The sequence below is a fragment of the Aquimarina sp. 433 genome, from assembly GCF_054054605.1.
On sequence record NZ_JBSWZK010000002.1, the window covers coordinates 127,677 to 147,443 of the forward strand.

A 19,767-nucleotide genomic window follows, 5' to 3' on the forward strand; every position below is an offset into this window, starting at 1 on the left:
ATACGAAGTCCTTGTTACTGATTTAATCCGAATAATCCTTCTAATAGCACACGGTCTTTTGTCAACTGAGTATTCGTTTGCTGAATAGAATCTTTGATGTTTTGTAGTTCGTTCCAATCCTTTGCGTTTTTCTTTTTAAAAGCAAACAATATAGAATCGCGCTGATGAATCAGTAAATCTTTTTGTGCTTTCATCTGCTTAAATTCTATCCTAGAATTTTTTAAAAGATTTTTTGTAATAGCGAGTGTGTCCTTTGATATTTCCAGCTCTTTATTTGCCTTTTCCAGTTCTGTTGTTAATACTTTCCAATTTTCACTACTATTAAAAGTCATATAACCAATAATGATCAAAAAGATCAATGCTACTATTTGAAGTACGGTACTTATATTTATGGATTTCATCTATCTCAGGTTTATTAACTTCCTTTTACTATTACAGCTAAATTATCTAGTGCTAATGCTTTTTTAGACACCTACGGTGCTTTGCACTTACTCTTCAAAAGTATAAATACATTTTTGACGAATCTAGGACAAAAACGGATAATCTGTGTAAATTTCCGACGAAAAATAATGGTACAAACGTGAAATCTTAAGAAGGCGAGTACGATAGATGTAAGAAATCTAGAATTATGTGATTAACAAAGTGCTTTTGCACACATATCACAGTACTACTAAATGATATGATCTAGCTTTTTGGGGTGGGTATTTTTTCTGTATAATAGTAAATATCAACTAAAAATAACATATCCGATGAACCATATAAGTGCATAGAAAATAACTAATACTAATTCCAATCTATATTTATTTATCATTTTTTCCATATCGATATACTATATATTTTTATTACTCTGTATAATACCATTTCTCATATGAAATAACCGTATAAAATTGTCTCTTTTGACTTGATGCTTCGTCACAAAATGTATCGATAGCTATGGCTATCCATAAATTTTCTTCCTTGTCTAAATTCAAAATAGCTCAATTTCGTATTTCAGTAATTTCATATAAGAACTGGTAAAGAAGGTTATTAAAAAGGTCCTGTGAATGGATACGCAGGACCTTTTCTACAAAGTATTAACGAAAATTTACTTTATAAATTTTAGTACCTCTTATTTCTTTATTAATTGTTTGATAACACTTCCTTCTACACCTTGAATACGAACAAAATAAGACCCACTTTCAAAATTTGAAACATTAATTTCTATGTCATCATTCGATTTACTTTTAGAAGATGTTAATACCAATCTACCATTGATATCATATATCTCTATTTTGTTTAGCGTAGCTTTATTTGAGTTCGTAATATGTAATATATCAATTACCGGGTTTGGATATACGGATACTCCAGCAAAAAGTTCGAATTCATCTGTACTCAGTGTTGGATCTACAGTAAGCTCAAAACTACAGCAAATCTCTGTTCCACTTTCATCTGCTGCACAAAGTGTAACGGTTGTAGTCCCACTTGACAATAGTGTTCCTGGGGCAGGATTCTGTGTAAAAGTGACCAATGGATTTGCGCAGGTTCCTATTGCTATTGCTTCTCCAATAGCAAAGTAATCTGGTAGTTGATAGGTGTCATTTCCTTCATCTGATCCTACAGTCTGATCAGCAGGACAACTAATTTGTGGTTCTGAAGGATTTTCTACCGTTACAATAGCGGTACAACTATCTGTATTATCATTATTATCTACTACCGTTAATGTTACTGTATTATCGCCTATCGATCCACAATCAAAAGTAGTCACATCTATACTCATCTCGGCAATACCACAATTATCAGATGATCCGCCATCAATATCTGCCGCAGTAATACTTACCCGACCATCTTCATCTAATTGAACCGTTATATCCTGGCATACAGCAGTAGGAGCTGTAGTTTCATTTACATTTACGGTAAAAGAACAGCTTGTTGTATTTCCAAATTCATCAACAACCTCAAAAGTATTTACAGTTTCTCCCGCGGGGAACTCACTTCCACTAGCTAATCCTGCAGTTTGCGTAATTGTTCCCGTTGCGGTGGTGATGTTATCTATGAAGCTAGTTGCTATAAGCTGCACGGTAGTATCATCTACCAATCCACTATCTATGCTAGCAAACAATAAATAATACAATCGATTGGTATTTATAAGACCCGTTACCTGATGCTGATCATCATCGGTATCATCCGCAAAATTCTGAGAAGCTTCTACATTTTCTGGGATAATAATCAAATGGTTAACAGAAGGGTCACTAGAACTACCATCTAACTCTTCTCTTACTCGTTTTACAAATATGTTATAGTTGATCGTGTTTACGGTAATAGTTGCTGTAAATCCATCTGCTAAGCCATCTCCATCAGCTCCTAACTCACCCGTAATATCAAAATCAGTAACACCATCTAAATCGGCTGCTAATAACCATAAATTTTCTACTTTTCTGGTAAAGTATGCACCATTTGTACCAAAGTCAGCAAGAGGTACAACCACATTATCTGAATAAGTAATCGTTCCTGTAGAAAGATCCGTACTGATAAAGTTTCCATCATCGTACATATCATCTCCTCCATCATCAATAGATGACGCATTAAGTCCCTCGTCTAACTGAAAATCAAATGGATTTGGAATTAGTGATGAAACCAAAGAGTTTTTTCGATTAAAAAGTAACAAAATATCATCTAAGGTATTATCAAATACAGCAAAGTTATCGCTGGCACTTGGAAAATCGAAATTTACTACCATACTACAACTAGTTTCATCTAAATCAATTACAATATCATCTACACAAGTAACTACTGGAGCCTCTGTATCGTTTACCGTAATACGTTGTTCACAGCTTGTGCTATTACCTTGATTATCCTCTATTGTCCAATTTACTACAGTGGTTCCTACAGGATATACACCTGATGCATCTGAAGTATTGGTATAATCATTTACAATTGAAACGTTACCAAACTGTGGTAATCGTAGTCTAAAAAAGTTATTGTCTATACTTCCACATTGATTATCGTCCACAAAATTATTTTCCAACAATGTAAACGTAATAGCATCTCCGAACGTATTGATCCATGTATTCCATGTTTCCTGTTCTACAACTACGAATTGCTTTACAATAGAACAACCGCTATTATTTTCTTCCAGCAATATTTGATCATCTGGCCCTGTTAATACAAACTTCTCATTGTCAACATCATTATGATCTCCATTAAACGTTATTTCTAAAGTAACATCGGCATTAGTTGTGCTGAGTCCAGATAAAATAGTCGGAGTATCGATAAGATCTCCTGAATCATTGAAACGATAGAATACATTAAAAGTATCTGGTATGACTTGATCTCCACAATTATCTCCAAAAGCTGGTGTAGCTATTGTAATTGATGCTTCATTGGAGTTAGGATCAGTCGCAACTGAGATGTCCGGTGCACAAGTAATAGTGGGTGCTGTATCATCTGCAATAGTAACATCAAAAGAACAACTTGCGATATTACCACTATTATCTTTTGCAAAAAATGTATTGGTCGTAGATTCAGCTAAGAAAAAATTACCAGATTCTTCTCCACTAATCAAAATAGGACCTGTAGTATAATCATGAAATTCTACAATCAGTCTCGTGGATATAACTCCTGTAATATCATTCCAAAGACCAGAGGATGCTATCATCCTTACAAAATCTTCATTCCCTACATTATTCGGCTCACCAGAGTTAAAATTTCTAAAAGTAGCAGGTTGACCACTCTGCCATATAAAGGTATCTTCTTCAACTTGATCATTCAATCCAATTAAAACACCATCAATCGTATTATCGGTTAAAAACGTTTGTATAAACTCATTTTCTTCTATAGTATTAATGGTAAGAATATCCAATCTTTCTTCTTGCGCTTTTTGGAAAGCTTCGGAAGCAGTCATTTCTTGATCAGATATAAAATACGTGCTCGTTCCTAAAGTTCCTAATAAGGTAAAACCATCTAAAATACTAGGAACTTCGGCAAAATTGCAATCTGAAACGGCTACTTCATAGGTTACTATGTCTGGACAATCCAGTGTTATATTTTCTGGACAGGCAATAATTGGCGCAGTGATATCTTCTACTGTAACCATAGCTCTACAAGTCGATGAGTTTCCACGGGTATTCGTTACTGTTAGCGTTACTTCATTAGCTCCTATATTAGAACAATCAAAACTACTGGGCGTAACAGAAAAAGCCGCAATACCCTCGGTATCGGTAGAACCCGCATCCATCTGAGTAGCAGTTATTGAGACTGTCCCACCTTCATTTAATTGTACGGTAATATCCTGACATCGCACCACAGGAAAATCATTAGCTATAACGGTGACGATTGCTGTACAACTAGATGAATTTCCACTTTGATCAGTAACCGTTAAGGTTACCTCATTTTCTCCTAGATCAGCAGTACCAAAGGTATCTTGGTTAAGACTCATGGTGTCAATAGTACAATTATCCGTACTACCTGCATCTATATCGGCAGCTGAAATGCTTGTCTGTCCGTTTTCATCTAATTGAACTATGATATCATTACAAACTGTTGTTGGAGATAATTGATCCACAACTGTGACCTGAGCCGTACAAGAACCCTCATTTCCGCTTGCATCTGTAACAATGATATCACGACTAAAAGTTCCTAAATCATCACAAGTATACACGTCAGGTCCAGTAATTACTACGGAAGGTGTTTGATCACAATTATCGTTAAGATTTAGGATAGAACCATCATTTAATACATCTGCAATTACAGTTCCATCCGGACCAAGTGCTACAGTAATATCCTGACACGTAATGATCGGCACTATAGTGTCTTCTACAGTTACTACTGCCGTACAAGTAGCAGAATTACCTTGATCATCATTAGCAGTAAATGTAATATCATTTATTCCAATAGCATTACAATCTAATGTTATTTGTTCTACATTTCCGATGTAAGATACTACAACTGCCAGTCTTTTTACCACTCCTGAACAAGGATCCCCAAAAATAGCGTTGGTTGCAGGAATCGTAAAGGTATTGTTTCCTAATGCAAACCCTTCTACAATGGCTTGCGAATCGGCTGCATGACAATTACCAATGGCAAAATCCCCATTTGATCCTGTTGGTATCCCATAACTAGCAAATTCTACAGCATCAACTACCGCACCTTCAGGTAGTGTAATAGTTAGGTCTTGTCGCTCATTTACCTGAGCAAAAACAGTTTGTGATCCTACTAAGGAAAATGTAATAGGATCTCCATCTGGATCAGAACTTCCGTTATCCAACGATGCGGCATCTACAACAACATTTCCTGTTTCATCTAATTGTACCGTAACGTCTTGGCATGCGGCGATTGGATCTGCATTTTGACCATAATTCCAAACAGATATCAATAGGAATATCAATAGGGTATAATAATTCTTTCTAGTGGTTTTGTAATTTTTTTTCATGTCTTACTTTTTTGTTTACGTTTAATTCTAAATTTTACAGACTATCAACCCTAATCGATGAATTAGGGTTTATTATCTGTATATTTATATGAAGGTCAAAACTAGATCTGTTCTAAAAAACTTGATATAACAAACCCGCAAAAGACTTGTAATATTCCGACATGTAAAATGATAGTTATATAAAGTATTTGATGGTAAGTCGTATAAACAGATTTAAGAAAAACAGAAAGTCAATCAGATAGCCAGAAACGCTTTTTATAAATCATCCTATGATCTCTTGTATTCCAATCTTATGAGATATCACAGCTTCAAAATAAAAATCCTTACTCAGACTGTTTCTTTTAGAGTTTCGCCGCTACTCTTTTCTTCTACCTTGATTGTATATTTCTCTTTATACAAAATCATAAGATTACAAAACGAAATGATAAATCCGGCAGAAAACATATAGCATAAAAACAAGAGTACGATTAGTTGTATCCTGTTTGATGCAATACTTTCTTTGGTCCATGCCTTTTCAGGATCTCCTAATAAGATCATCATCTGTTCATTTCGAGCTGGTAAAAATCCATGAGAAGCTTCAAACGCTTCAAAAGGATTGCTATTCTTAAATTCATTACCAATCACAATGTCTTTTTCTAAATATGGTAATGTTTTTGCTTCTCTGGTAAAATGATAGGCAGCATAGGTTCCTATTAAAATAACAATGAAATTAATGGATAATCGCATCCACGTTTGGATCATTTTATTTTTTAAAGAATATAAAATCAGAAAACCTGCTAGCGCCGTAGCGATGAAAACTCCGAATTTCATCAAAAACACGGTATTATCATCCGATGCATGCCAAGATGGTAATGGGATGATAAACGCTCCTGCTACTGAAGCTATCCAAGTACTTAGCAATGTAATTTCTTTCCAAACTTCTTTTAGTTTTGCTACTAACATGATATCTTATTTTGGGGTTTGTAATACCAATGTTTTCTCTTCCTCGCCACCATTACTCATAATCAGATGTAGTTCTGGCGCTCCTACTCGGCCATCTTTTTCTAACCAAAATAAATAATACCCAGGCACAAAATCCTGAACAGCATTTTGAGTAGGTTGGTTAAACCGAAATCTTTTAATATCCTGTCCCTGCTCAAAGGACAATTTTCCGAACACAAAAAATCCTTCTTCTTCATTTGAATTTACAATTACTTTAATTTTTGTCGTTGCGTCATTTTTCGCAGTATTATTGATGGTCTGTAATTTGGCATCATAATCCTGATAGATTGCATTGATGATATATTCCTTATCAGAAATAGTTTCATAATTTCTAGCCAGATCACCCACAATTCTTTCTGTTTCTTTAAGCGTAGCTACATATTCTGGAGTCAATGCATACTTATCATTACAATTTTCTAATACCGGAAATAACTCTTTACTTTTTACTACTAATTTTTCAAAAGACTCTTTTTCTTTTGGTTCACTAGAAGCTGTAATTTTTTCTTGTAGACTTGTCAGGTTTCGTTGGGTGTTTGACAATACTACCGTAAGGTCTTTGTTTTTGGGTCCGTAACTTGCACAGCCCGAAAGCATCACTGTTATTAGCAACAGCATAACTTGTGTTTGAATTTGTCTCATTTTAAGGGAATTTTAATGAATCTAAGGGATTATTTTGATTCAAAATTACAGGGAATTACCCCTTATTCTATATTACAAAAACGGCAAATTGAAGTAATTTTCCGACTTTTGACAATAAATATCTATCCAAAATTATTTTTCATTTTCTTTGCTTGCCCAAAGAAAACGAAACAAAAGAAAAGGCACTTTTTCAAGGTGTTTTTTAGTAACACTAGAAACCAGGTTTATTTTCCTAAAATTCTTCCAAGGCTTCAGAATTTTTAAACGTAAAATAAATCTTACACTGATGAAAAAGATTTTCAAAGCTCTGCTTTGGAACGTTGTATTAATTGAATATCGTAATTAGATTAATTGTCTTGTATTTAAACTTATTACTAGCAAAAACAATAAACTATAATTGATTAATTAATTGATCCCAATCAAAAGCAGGACCTATATCCCATTTACCGGAAGATCTGTAATTAACATGAGATGTAATTCCTCTGAAATTCACTAACTCTTCTTCTGCTACTATACCATATCGCTTATCTTCTGGTAAAAATGATGCAGGAATTTTATACTCTGCCGTTAAATATTTAAGTAACAAAGCCAAGCTTTTATATTGTTTAGCCGTGTGTGTCGCAAAGTATTGTTCTCCTCTAAACGGAATATCTAATTGGGTATAAAACTGTGTATCGCTAATATGACAATACACATCATTATCATTATATACAGTTACTAAATTGTCTCCGATTCTTTTCAAAAATCCAATATTAGACATTTCGATAGCGATAGTTCTTCTGCCTCCATTTGTATTTCCACCTACTGCTCTAGAGCCTAAATGATAAGCCCAAAAAGCCGAAGACCACATATTAAGAATTGTTCCATTTCTAGCGATAATAAATGGTACAGACACTCTATGATTGGGTCTAGACAAAGCGGCAACATCTCCTTTTAGATAACCAGCAGTATAATGTAGTACAATCTGATTTTTGGTGTGTTTTTCTTTTACATAAAAAGAAGTGTCTCCATTTTTTGTGCGACATTGTACATATGGCATCTTCTCATGACTTCCTTTAATAGAAACTGAACTTGGTGTTAAAATAAATTCCTTACCGGCAGTATCTCTTCCGGTATCAAAAAAACTTTTCTCATGCTTGGCAATACTGGTAGCTTTCATACCTCATCGAATTTATAATTATTAATACCTCAAAATTACTGGCAGTTCTATACAATCACTATTACAAAAACGGTAAATAGAGGGAAAATTGCGACAGGTTCTGTATGAACATGTATAAGCTTAAAAACATTCGGACTAACACTATCTATTAAGTAAGGAAATAAAAAGTCCCTCAGGTAATTGGCTTTTCGAAATGAAAGAGGGATTTAGCGAGATGTTTTTGCAAATCAAAAAAGTTCTTACAACGCCCTAATGCTTCTCCAAACTTTTTTCTTGACTAAAAGTCTTCATCATTTTTTCGACATCTAGATGGATTCTTCCTTTTACCAACCAAGCTACTGCAAATGCATATACTGCTACCCACTCGATCCAAAAGGTATACGCCGGAATAATAGTATCGAAATTAATTCCCAATATGGCTTCTAGTGCAAAAATTGCAACCAACGCTCCTACAGATGCCCAAACGATAATACCACATCGTTTAAACAATCGATTTCTGGATGCTGACGCATTGTGATTTAAGACAAATTTGAAAAAACTCATATAGCCCAACAAAATGAAGAATAGGGCAGCACTTAACAAGTGGATAGCGCCTAGGAATCCATTAGATTCGTGCCCAAACAAATATGGAGATCCTGTGAAATATAATTGACCCAATGGATTCTCTGATTTCGTAGGTATCAATACAGTAATTAAAATACAAATCCCCGCAGCAGTGGTAACAAACCGATCGCTTAGTAGTTCTCCTTCTTTTTTGGGATAGCCTTTATAATTGATTAATATCAATCCAAAAGCCGATAAGATCAATATAAAAAATACACTCCCAGCGGTATAATAATAATGACTCATACTAGAGAGTAAATCCTGATGTGCTGCCAGAAGTAATAATGGCAATGCCAGCCCTAAAATTCCAATTGTTTTTCTTAGTGAATACAGTGATGTTTTATGTTCCATGATATACTTATTTATGTTTCTCCAAAAGTAGTATCACAAGACAGCTAACGGCTATCACAAAAACGGTAAATAAAGGGAATTTTGCGACAATCTTAATATGATCCTACTATAGGCATGCTGATAAGGCTTACAGTCTACAAAGAAGTACAAACATAGATTACTATAATCCATACTTGGGTAATTTCACCAGTTGTTACCCCATTACAAACTGTTTCGAAAGGATAAAGAACTAGTTATAAGGATTAAAATGATCCTTCTAAGTAGTTCTTTAAGGCGTTGATGCCCTAAGATGAAGCCCTAAAACCCTAAACCTATCTCATCTAAGAATTACATTGATTCTTAAAAGTGCTTCTTTTTGGGATCATCACCCTTGCTCTTTCTCTTCGAACCATTAAAGTGATTGTTGGAAGTATTGTTTTGATGTTTGGAATTATTTGGATAGTAGTGTTATGTATATATGCTACTTCTAGCGCCCCTTTAGTGGAAATCTTACTGTGCTCTTAGACTATTTCCTTAATCTGGTCCTAAAAAAGTTGATATTTTTTTACATTAATACTAAAAATCGATTTACATCATATTACCACTACTCATAAGCTAGCGGTGAAAATAATCATATCCTTCCCTAATTTTAAGTTCTTTTTACTGCTTGAAATAATAAACGTTTATTATGCCATTTAATAAGCCCTATATAACCGTGTACGAATTCTAGGTATCTCCATTCTTTAGCTAAAGCGCTATTAGGATATTTAAGAGGGTCATGACTAAAGAATATATCCGCTTCGTTTTCTACAGCTTTATCTAGAACTCTTGTGTTAAAAAGGTCAAACAATCTTTCATCATTTAAATCCAAACTTCTATCGCTTACCAAATCTCCCCAAGTATTTCCCATATCAAAGTACATTGAATTATTGTCCTGAGCAATTTTCAAATAGCATTCATCCGTAGGCACATTATTCTCAGTTATATATTTTCCAAGTACTAAAGTATCACTATCAGGATTTTGAACTGAATCATTTTGATGACCTTCGTAAAACCCTACTTTCTCGATATAGTCTTGAGCATTTTTCCCAATATTATTGTTTTTAGATCTTTTTTCGTAATGTTGAACATCTAATCCTTCATTAATAAATTTAAAAAGGTTAATATGATAGTCTTTTTTAAAGTGTCGAGTATTGATTAAATTTTCGTGCGCTTTTTTAAAATCTCTACATATTTGTTTTAGTAAAACCAAATCAATATTTTTTTCATCTGAATCTCCATAATTTTTCCATAATTCTTCTGCTAAAAAGGTCTGCTGTAATAAACTCATTTTAGCTTCATCGTTTTCAAAAACATCATCAAAAATTAAGATTAATGCATTTTTAAATTCAGTTTTATTGTCAAAATATTGAAAATACTCATTCTGCCTTCTTACATCTTCTAAAAAATAAGATATGCTTTTTCTCTTATAACAACGTTTTTGAATGATTGGTTTATTTACATTTGGAGATAATACTAAAGATCCATTATGTTCTTTTTTTTCATAAAATTTTAATGCCTTTGCTCCCATCACATCCGCTTCTTTTTCTAACCCCACATCATCATTAATATTTACCTTACTTTTTAATTGTCTGGTGGGTCGTACGCGTTCTTGTTTTTGTTGCACCACATGCCAAGCTTCATGGGGTAAGTGTTTTTCTTGTCCAGGTGCTAAGTGGATATCGGTGCCTTGTGCATAGGCATGCGCTTGTAATTGGGCTGGCTTGCTGGAGTTATAATGTACTTTTACGTCATCCATACTATAGCCAGAGAGGTTTTCGATACCAGACTTTAGGTTATCTGGTAAGCCTGTCCTATTAGCTTTTCTTTGGATAGGATTATCACCATTATCAACACCTCCTATAGCAGACCTCAGCTTCCGTTGTATTGCTACAGCTGGTCGGTTGTCGACAATCTTAGCTTCGCCACCTGTACTGAGTTCTTGTTGTACTCGTTGTACAGTTTCTTGTTGTGGTTCTTGAGTATTTTCTTGTGGTTCCTTCATGTTACCTTTCACTTATACGTTTATAATTCAATTATTTAGCTCATGTACCCATTCATTCATGAATCTAATTTTATAAAAATCGATCTTGCTCTAAAAATCTTGTGGGACAACTCCATTGGTTGCAGGAATATTTAACTGTGGTTGTCCTTGGCGTCTTTGTCTACGAGGTGGCATTTCTCCTTGATCATACCCAGCGGGATAATTTGGTGGCCGACTTACTGCTCGTGCTTTATTAAAGGTCCATTTCCGAAGTACTCCATCAAGATAGTTCTTAAGATCTGTCAACCAATGATTACTCAGGTCGTGTTCATAACTTGGTCTCTGCTCCAAATCAATAAGTATTAAGTGACCTGATGTATCCACTAAAAATTGGAAATCACGAACATAAAACCCTACTTCGATAAGCTGAGCTACATCATCTCTGAAATTTCTCCAAAAACCTTTGTTCCACCAAAATCCTCCGAACATAAATTTTAAAGTTTGTTGTCCGCTAATATTCTGCAAATCTTGACGTAATTGATCTGAAACGGCTTGAGGTATATTTGCATCATGCTTTACATCAAAAGAATATTTGGAATTAATAAATTGATAGATAACTTTGCTTGTTCTAGATATTACTTTAGTAAAAGGGGCATTTAATCCTTCTTGTCGAGCCCTCTCATAAGCCAGATATTCACTTCCTCTCGAATCAAATCTACCACCTCTATTACTTGCATCTATCCAGTATCGAGCAATATCTTGATTAGTGGTATTATTTCCTTGTTCATCAAATAACCAAACATCCCTATCATCATCTGTACCTCCTAAACTTTTTTTGCCCCATCTAGTTCGTTGATTTTGATCATGATAACCTTGTTCTATTTGATTGAGAGCACCCATATGCTCATCGCTAAACCCTGATAGTTGTATAGTGACAGAAGTTGTACTATTCGATTCTTTTTTCATTTGAAGTATAGATGAGGATTTGCTCTGAGCCAAGGTATTTCTAGCCATATTATCTACGACCTTCTCCCTAGTTGTATCTATACTTTGACCATTTATGATTTTATTTCCTTTTGGAGTACCGTGTAGAGTGTTATCTATAGCATGGGCTACTTCGTGCTTTATATTATAGTCAGTGTCTTTACCAGGAGCAAAATGGATGTTACTCCCTTGTATAGTTGCTTCTGCATTAAGTTTGATAGGAAAAGTTGAATTATGCCTAGCATTAAGATTTGAGGTATCTACGCCATATTTTGCCCCCATAACCGAGGCTATTTTCTGAAAACGAGTAGAACCTTTAGCTTTTCGTTGAATAGGGCTCTTATTGGTATCGGAGCTATCCATTCCAGATCTTAGTTTTTTTTGACTAATAGAAGAGGTACGGTTATCCATAAGTTGCGCCGTACCTCCGTTGCTAGATTCACTAGCAACTCTCGGGGTAATCGAGTGCTGCGGTTCTTGAGTTTTATCTGTTTGTGTTTTCATAGTATTGTGTTTTGTGTCTAGATTTTACTATCTACTTCAGCTTAACAAAAACCTATTCTCGATACGTTTCTCCTATGTCGAAACACTCGAATTGACGGTTTTCATGGTTGCTACTTATATTGGTCTTTTTTCATCACATCGAGTGGTTTTATCATAAGCAAGAGCGGTTGATAAAATTGCCTGTCCGCCTTTGGAGGATATCGAGATGCAATCAATACTAGTTGCTTTAATAAGTTCTCGATACAATCACTTTCCATTACACTTCAGGTGATCACTCGAACTGACGTTTTTTAACTTATAATCACTCCCTCTTTCTGTAACTCTTGTCGTATTGCCATCTCTAAACTTTGTTGAGAGATGGTTGCTTTTTCATTAGTTACTGCTTGCAGTGTACATTTACGTATCACGTTCATCATCAACCCACCAGAAATATCATAGTGTTCTGCAATTTTCCATAAGTCTGCATTAGTGTCTAATGGTAATTTATCTGCAAAAGATTGTTGCCATAATTGATAACGTTCGTCAACACCAGGCATTGTAAATTCAATCATGGATTGAAATCTTCTAGTAAATGCCTCATCTATGTTATCTTTCAAATTACTAGCAAGAATAACCACTCCTGGAAAATCTTCTATACGCTGTAGTAAATATCCAATCTCCTGATTTCCGTATCGATCATTAGCACTGCTTACCTGTGTACGCTGCCCAAACAGAGAATCAGCTTCATCAAAAAATAAGATCCAATCGTGTTGTTGTGCTTGATCAAATACTTTGGCTAGATTTTTTTCGGTTTCTCCTATGTATTTAGAAACCGTCATACTCAGATCTATTTTATACACCTGTTTTCCTGTACTTTTTCCTAATAATGCGGCAGCCATACTTTTGCCAGTTCCTGGCGGTCCATAAAACAAACTTTTGTAGCCAGGTTTTAATCGCTTGCCGAGTTCTAGAGTTTCTAAAACTGTTTGCCCATGGGTTACCCAATCCCTGATTTCCTGCAAGCTCCGTGCTGTAGATCTAGAGACGATGAGATCATGCCACGATAACTTAGTATGCAACTGTTGTGCAGGAAAATCAGGGCTATATACTGCTTGATAGGGTATTCCCGTTAGTATGGAGGCTACATATTCATTAGATACCATCCATATACTGCTTAGTAAAGGACTATTTCCTTTAGTTTGTGATATACGAATCATTCCTTGTTGTATAGCTATAAAATGCTGAGTAAGTAATGAATGATATTGTAGTCGTTTCTGAAGGTCATCTCCTGCCAATAAAAACATCGCGGTTTCTGCGGTAGGTATTAATCCCAAATGCCCTTCTAATAATACTCCTCCAAACTCACTATACCGTCTGTCATAATCCTTATTTTTAGTGAGTAGAATATCTAATACTTCGGGTTTTAGATGTGGTACTAATGCCAGAATTAGTAGTAGTCTTTCTGCAAAGTTGAGTTTGTGTTCTTGGATAAAGTTGGTATAACTTGCTTCCTTACCCATTATATCTGGAGGAGTTAATTCTTCGATGGATTCATATAGTGTTTCCTGTTGGAAATGTAGTTCTAAGCGGGTTTGTAATACTAAACTTAACCATGCAAGTTCAGCTTGCAAAACTTGGGCATTACTACTATTTACGTTTGTAATAGTTTTATGATGATTTTTTGTTTCTATGATTGTTGATTTTTCCATATCTCTATTTTTTTATACTGTACTAAAGTTCTTCCTCGTAAATCGGACTTCGAGAACCTCAGCACTCGTTTTCGTATTTCTATTATCATTATGTACCTTCTTTTTTGCATTGCCCTACACTTCGACAGCACTTCGACAGGCTCAGTGTGACAGCTCAGTGTGACAGCTCAGTGTGACGACAAACCTCAAACCTCAAACCCAACATCTAATACCTCTACATCACAACCATTCTACCACCAGAATTTCTTGCATCCATGGTAACTTTATGGTATGAAATCCCCATGGTATTTTTTCTAATGTAATATCATGAGTTTCTCTTTTTACTTGCAATAACCAATGCCCATCTCTAGTTCTCAAAGAACCTTGTCTACACAAATAAGAAGCTCTAAATCCATCAGAAGATAGATTTTTCCATTTAGGTCCTTTTGCTATTACAGCAGTTACCAAACCTTCGGCTATTTCTTTTTCTTCAACGGATAATTCAATTGGCGATACTACCGTATCGATATCTAGACCGCATACAATTTTATTCAGTACTAAATCACCTTCAAACAATTCTTCTTCTTTGGTTTCACATAAATACTGTAATACACAAATTGCTTTGTTACGAGCTACTTCATCTATGAAATTCTTATCCTTCATAACTCCTATATTTTCAAAAAAGCGTTCTAAAAATGGCCAGAACAATACTAATCCTGCATTTTGTATGGATATAAAATCCGTATCATCAAATGGTGAAGACAACTGTTCTGCTGCGATAGATTTTGGCTTTGATCCTAAATGTTTCAATTCCTTTTGTAATCCTTGTAAATGCAATGCTAAAGGCTTCAATAAATTATTGGCATCTAGTTCTTCTATAGTTCCCTTAGAAGTATTGCTTACATCGGTAAGTAATGATTTCGTCTCTTTCAATATCTTTGTCGATAGCCGATCAAAAAAAGGATGATTTACCAAAGATGATACTTGCTTAAAAAATTCCTTTCCTATTGCATTTTGTGCATACAAGGCACTACAAGAATCTACTATTCTTTTGATTTGATGTGCATACTGACTATTATATGTTATAAGATCTTCTTTATCATTAATATCCAGATCTAGAAGTACCTCTTTTGTGCATTCTTTTAGGAATGCGAAATCGATAGTAGCTACAGAATATTTTAAGAAAGCTGTTTTCCAAAAGCTATTGATTATTTTCTTCCTTTCTAGAGTATATTTCTTCTGAATGTTATCAAGAATACTGTTTTGCATCCTCAGTATCTGAGCAGATGAAAGATCAGTAACAAGCCTAAAAGAAGCTAATAATTGATCTTCTACACTTGCATATACAAAGCGTTGTAGGTAGGTAGGATTCCATGGTAACTCTTTTAACAATCTAATAAATATGCTACTTGGCTGTTGCAACAATAGTGACAATTGTTCCTGAAAATCATTTTTGTTTCCTTGTTTTGCCCACCAAGGTAATACACCTGTCTTTAGATAATAAATGATAGCTCTTAATGGTGTTTCTTCATGAGTATTATCACTATTTTGTTTTTCTAAAACTACATTTGCTCGTTGATATGCTATGAGTTCTTCTTGTAATTTTTCGGTAAAAGCAGTTTCGAAATTTTGCAAAGACACATTCCCCAAATCCAATGTTAGTCGATCAATCTGAAGTGATGATTCTGATACATTCGCTTGGCTAAGCACACGATCCAGCACAGCCGTCAATTGATTTCTACACAACGAACTCAATTCATGCTGTATCTTCGATGTATCCGAATGTTTCGGTACATGAATTTCTAAAATCTGTTTATTAACTATGTGTTTTTGCTGTAGCATAATCCGGTCTTTTATCCGTTTTGAATTTCAGTAAGAAAACGATGATACGCGTGGTCAAATTCTTGCATCTCTTCCTGATCCAACCATTGAATATTGGTTCTGATATGCACAGGTGTTTCTTCTCTAATGGTTAAAGCAATGAATTTTTTGAAGTCCTCATCCTGATATCTTTCTATCCATGAAGGAAGCATAAACGTGAGCTGCAAAGAATACGGATCTTGTGGAGTATTATTGGACATCCATCTTCCCGTTTCCTCCTCCTCAGTAAAAGGCACATCAATTTCAAAACCATTATTGGATATCGAAATAACGGTATGCGTTCCATTATAGTGAGTGGTTTTAGTAATCTCTACAAGGTCACCAACTTGTAAAGAATGTGATCCTATGTGACAAAAAGTATGGTTTGTATTTGTAGATGCCTTAAAACTATGAACAACAGCCGAACGTAAGTAATATCGTATATCGTGCGTACGCTTCCAAACGGCTCCTGATTCTGATGCTTGAAAAGGTGCTTTAATCTCAAAAAAATCATCCCCAACAGCTAATACAGTATAGATACCATTATAACTATCATTGTTGGTAATTTCTACTTCTTCTCCTGGTAGCACATCATGATTACCGATGATACATCGTGTAAACTCTTCTGTGATAGCGGCCTCAAATGTTGTAATTGGTGATGCACCGTAACCCGCTACAAAAGGATAGGGATAGGATTTTCTAGATCGCAACAAAATATGTTCTACCATATGTAAACCTGCGGTTTCCCCATTCCCGAGATTTCTACGACTATAATCTTCGATCCCTATCTTTAAAGCGATTCTTTTTTCTAATCCAGAGACATTTTTCGTATCCCAAAGATCACTTTTAATATCATATCCTTTTGCTTTGCAACCACTAACCGCAGGATATTCTTTTAAAAATCGTGCTTTGTCTTTTATCAATTTTTTATCCGAAGTATCCTGATCATCAGTAGTATCTTTTAATACCATTCCGTAAGAAGTAAACTTCTCGGCAAATCGGGCTAACAAATGATTCAAGAATTTATTTTTTCTTAACAGTCCTGTATTCGTATCAGCAGTCATTTCCTCTAGATACGAAGTATAACTCTCTGGACTGCCTAGCAACTCTGAAATTCCAGGAACACAATTCAACAAATTTTGATTAAAATATGTACTGGTATCGTCCCCATCAAAACTCATTAATTTATTAAAATTTGCTAACTGTGAAAAATAATTAGCAAGGGTTTGCTCAAAAAACAGTAAATATCCACTCAATTGTTTTGCTTGTGCTTTTCTGGTAGCAGAAGCAGCATCTGGTAATCCTATTTCTCCGATACCATAATTCATCGGAAATTGATTCTGAATCGGATAGTATTGATCTAATAATAGTGCATCGGATGTAGGTAGAACGATGTCTTTTTCTATTAACGATCCTAATCTAGAGACTTCCTCTGTTCTTTTTTGATTATATAGTTGTTTGATTCGTTCTGTGTCAACACTTACAGTAAGCCCTTTGGAAGTAAAGGATAATTGCGATAAGGTACCATCAACATCTAGAATAGGTGTTTTGGAAGTATCTAATGGTAAGAGCCAATTTTTTACGGTATTGGTTCCTGTAGCAAGTGCCAGTTTATCGATCACCAAAATACCCGGTTGATCCATAATTTCTTTAATCACATCCGAGGTTTGAATTTCCTCTTTCCGATAGGCTTTGACGATATCCTGATCTTCCATAAAGCCATGATGTAATCGAGGACCATCAAAAATTTCATCCGTTGTTTTTCCCTTTTCTAATTGTTGTTGCAAGGTGTAAAAAGGAATACGTGGCGAAAAATGGGTACCAACACGATGTAACATATTTGCAATAAGCTCATGGATATCGTCTACGTTATCAGCAATTTCGATTACACCTTGTAAGCGTACTCCTTGCGTATCCAATAGTTTAATTTCTTCAAAATCTTCACAAATAGAACGACAGCTATATAATTTTTCTCGAACGGCAGTTATGATTTTACTACCGGGAATATCAAATAATCCATCTTTCTCTATAAACACACGAAACAATCCTTTGGGAATACTAGATACAAGTTCATTGGCACTTTTAGGAACTACTTTTTCTACCCATGCATTTTTAACTCCTTCTATATCAATCACCATCTTACGAATATCCATAAGAGTCACCGGATTTGTAGTCAAAATGGTTGCTGGACTATACAAACTCTTATGGTCATTCCCTATCAAATCCTGGATATCAAATTCCATACGATAGGCAAGGTCGGTAACGGCATAGCATACTTGTTCTAAAATCGTAATACCAGGATCATGGATATTATGATCGGTCCATGTATCTCCCGCCATTTTTTGGATCAACTGCATTCCTTCTTCTCTTAGGAATTCATAGCTCAACGCACTGTCTTGTGGTACTTCTCTAGGTATGGTGATTGTTTCTGTCATTGTAAAAGGTAATTGTTGTTCGTATTCTCCAAAATGATATATCTATTAATGTGGCCTTGGAAATGATTATAATTTCATAATGTATGCTAACACAAAATATGGAGGTCGGTTTTCATGGGCTTTATTGCCTCCTGTTGATTTTAAATCTGCTTTGGCAGTATTAATAGAAATATCTGTTTTATTCTTCTGAATTGTTCCAAAATTATTTAAGGCAAACTCTTTACCAGCACCAGGATTATTATCCATTGTATCAGTAGTATCCTTCCCAGTAAACCTAACCAATCCATTAAAACTTCCATGATTATGATTATGACCAGGATCCGTTATATTATGTTTATGTCCTTTATCTAAATGAGTATGAGTTGGCATTTGTGCTTCAGTAAGCGTTACTTCTTTTGCCCCTCCTTTTTCACCAATTTGGTATTCTGGATTATTCTTTTCCATTCCCACAATAAATCTTCCTGATAAATCAGGAGTGTTATTAGTTCCATCACACAATACCCAACCTTTGGGGATATCTTGTCCAGACCACATAGAAATCAATCCTTTAGGCAAACGTGTATCTACATACGTCTTTACTGCTTTTTGTGTGGCAAGTTTATCATGACTAGTTGTAGTATTATCCAGTTCTTCGTTATCCGAAATATTAGATGCCTTCAGGTTTCCTTCTACTTGCAATGTTCCTTTTATAGCAACTCCTTCTTTTTTGGAAACCTTAAAAATAGTAGTGGGGGTATTGGTGGTATCAGTTATAGAAATTAACGGAGCTGTATCTTTCCCTTCCACTGTTAGTTTAGCTGCCGGTTCTATGGTTCCTATACCAACATTTCCTTCTCCTGACTTAATAAATAGCCTACTTTGTCCAGTGGTATCTTTGATATTAAAACCAGGTTGATTGCTATTGGGTGTATCAGAATTTACTCTGGGATTTAGATTAATAGACCATTGCGGATTATCGTCAGAAAAACTCTCATAGAGATCCAACACTTCTTGCGTGCCTACTCGCTCTCCTTCTGCTTGCACGGATAATGGGTTTCCTTGTACTTTTGCGACACCATCTTCTGCCTGGTTCAACACAGCTTCTATAAAATCTGCAAACTCCTCTTGTGTAGGCTTGTCATTAATCTTAAAAAACCCTTTAAGTTCCGTTCTATTTTTTTTATTGATTTCCACTT

General features: G+C 35.0%; 13 protein-coding genes. All 13 read right to left on the reverse strand.

The genetic code is table 11. From position 1 onward, the window contains the following. Positions 1-14: 14 nt before the first annotated feature. The 13 genes from ACWNT5_RS04655 to ACWNT5_RS04715 all read right to left on the reverse strand — a co-directional run bounded on the left by ACWNT5_RS04655 (position 15) and on the right by ACWNT5_RS04715 (position 19,765). Positions 15-401 (reverse strand): hypothetical protein, encoded by a 387-nt coding sequence (locus ACWNT5_RS04655; protein ID WP_456516763.1) that lies wholly within the window; start codon positions 399-401, stop codon positions 15-17. A gap of 441 nt (positions 402-842) precedes the next feature. After that, a complete protein-coding gene (locus tag ACWNT5_RS04660; protein ID WP_456516764.1) occupies positions 843-971 on the reverse strand; it encodes a hypothetical protein in 129 nt (42 codons plus the stop codon). 137 nt (positions 972-1,108) lie between these two features. Next, a complete protein-coding gene (locus ACWNT5_RS04665; protein WP_456516765.1) occupies positions 1,109-5,407 on the reverse strand; it encodes an HYR domain-containing protein in 4,299 nt (1,432 codons plus the stop codon). A 327-nt stretch (positions 5,408-5,734) separates the two neighbouring features. After that, positions 5,735-6,349, reverse strand: a complete 615-nt coding sequence (locus ACWNT5_RS04670) for a hypothetical protein (protein ID WP_299605250.1) — start codon at positions 6,347-6,349, stop codon at positions 5,735-5,737. Positions 6,350-6,355: 6 nt separating this feature from the next. Then, a complete protein-coding gene (locus ACWNT5_RS04675; protein ID WP_299897962.1) occupies positions 6,356-7,027 on the reverse strand; it encodes a hypothetical protein in 672 nt (223 codons plus the stop codon). 391 nt (positions 7,028-7,418) lie between these two features. Beyond that, positions 7,419-8,186, reverse strand: a complete 768-nt coding sequence (locus tag ACWNT5_RS04680; RefSeq protein WP_456516766.1) for an N-acetylmuramoyl-L-alanine amidase — start codon at positions 8,184-8,186, stop codon at positions 7,419-7,421. Between the two features lie 249 nt (positions 8,187-8,435). Further along, entirely contained in the window at positions 8,436-9,140 is a 705-nt protein-coding gene (locus tag ACWNT5_RS04685; RefSeq protein ID WP_456516767.1) for a hypothetical protein, read from the reverse strand. 628 nt (positions 9,141-9,768) lie between these two features. Continuing rightward, positions 9,769-11,163 (reverse strand): eCIS core domain-containing protein, encoded by a 1,395-nt coding sequence (locus ACWNT5_RS04690; RefSeq protein WP_299605240.1) that lies wholly within the window; start codon positions 11,161-11,163, stop codon positions 9,769-9,771. A gap of 90 nt (positions 11,164-11,253) precedes the next feature. Continuing rightward, positions 11,254-12,630, reverse strand: coding sequence for a hypothetical protein (locus tag ACWNT5_RS04695; protein WP_456516768.1), 1,377 nt, complete (start codon positions 12,628-12,630; stop codon positions 11,254-11,256). 290 nt (positions 12,631-12,920) lie between these two features. Next, positions 12,921-14,318: an ATP-binding protein gene (locus ACWNT5_RS04700; RefSeq protein WP_299605235.1), complete on the reverse strand. Its 1,398-nt coding sequence runs from the start codon at positions 14,316-14,318 to the stop codon at positions 12,921-12,923. A gap of 219 nt (positions 14,319-14,537) precedes the next feature. Further along, positions 14,538-16,139, reverse strand: a complete 1,602-nt coding sequence (locus tag ACWNT5_RS04705; RefSeq protein ID WP_299605233.1) for a contractile injection system tape measure protein — start codon at positions 16,137-16,139, stop codon at positions 14,538-14,540. An 11-nt stretch (positions 16,140-16,150) separates the two neighbouring features. After that, entirely contained in the window at positions 16,151-18,592 is a 2,442-nt protein-coding gene (locus ACWNT5_RS04710; RefSeq protein ID WP_456516769.1) for a hypothetical protein, read from the reverse strand. Positions 18,593-18,658: 66 nt separating this feature from the next. Then, positions 18,659-19,765, reverse strand: coding sequence for a hypothetical protein (locus ACWNT5_RS04715; RefSeq protein WP_456516770.1), 1,107 nt, complete (start codon positions 19,763-19,765; stop codon positions 18,659-18,661). Between the last annotated feature and the right edge of the window lie 2 nt (positions 19,766-19,767).

What these genes read in the sequence shown, in the direction of transcription:
- ACWNT5_RS04710 (WP_456516769.1), bottom strand. Translation starts at nt 18,592, where the DNA reads ATGACAGAAACAATCACCATACCTAGAGAAGTACCACAAGACAGTGCG.
- ACWNT5_RS04700 (WP_299605235.1), bottom strand. Translation starts at nt 14,318, where the DNA reads ATGGAAAAATCAACAATCATAGAAACAAAAAATCATCATAAAACTATT.
- ACWNT5_RS04675 (WP_299897962.1), bottom strand. Translation starts at nt 7,027, where the DNA reads ATGAGACAAATTCAAACACAAGTTATGCTGTTGCTAATAACAGTGATG.
- ACWNT5_RS04670 (WP_299605250.1), bottom strand. Translation starts at nt 6,349, where the DNA reads ATGTTAGTAGCAAAACTAAAAGAAGTTTGGAAAGAAATTACATTGCTA.
- ACWNT5_RS04655 (WP_456516763.1), bottom strand. Translation starts at nt 401, where the DNA reads ATGAAATCCATAAATATAAGTACCGTACTTCAAATAGTAGCATTGATC.
- ACWNT5_RS04690 (WP_299605240.1), bottom strand. Translation starts at nt 11,163, where the DNA reads ATGAAGGAACCACAAGAAAATACTCAAGAACCACAACAAGAAACTGTA.
- ACWNT5_RS04685 (WP_456516767.1), bottom strand. Translation starts at nt 9,140, where the DNA reads ATGGAACATAAAACATCACTGTATTCACTAAGAAAAACAATTGGAATT.
- ACWNT5_RS04695 (WP_456516768.1), bottom strand. Translation starts at nt 12,630, where the DNA reads ATGAAAACACAAACAGATAAAACTCAAGAACCGCAGCACTCGATTACC.
- ACWNT5_RS04665 (WP_456516765.1), bottom strand. Translation starts at nt 5,407, where the DNA reads ATGAAAAAAAATTACAAAACCACTAGAAAGAATTATTATACCCTATTG.
- ACWNT5_RS04705 (WP_299605233.1), bottom strand. Translation starts at nt 16,139, where the DNA reads ATGCTACAGCAAAAACACATAGTTAATAAACAGATTTTAGAAATTCAT.
- ACWNT5_RS04680 (WP_456516766.1), bottom strand. Translation starts at nt 8,186, where the DNA reads ATGAAAGCTACCAGTATTGCCAAGCATGAGAAAAGTTTTTTTGATACC.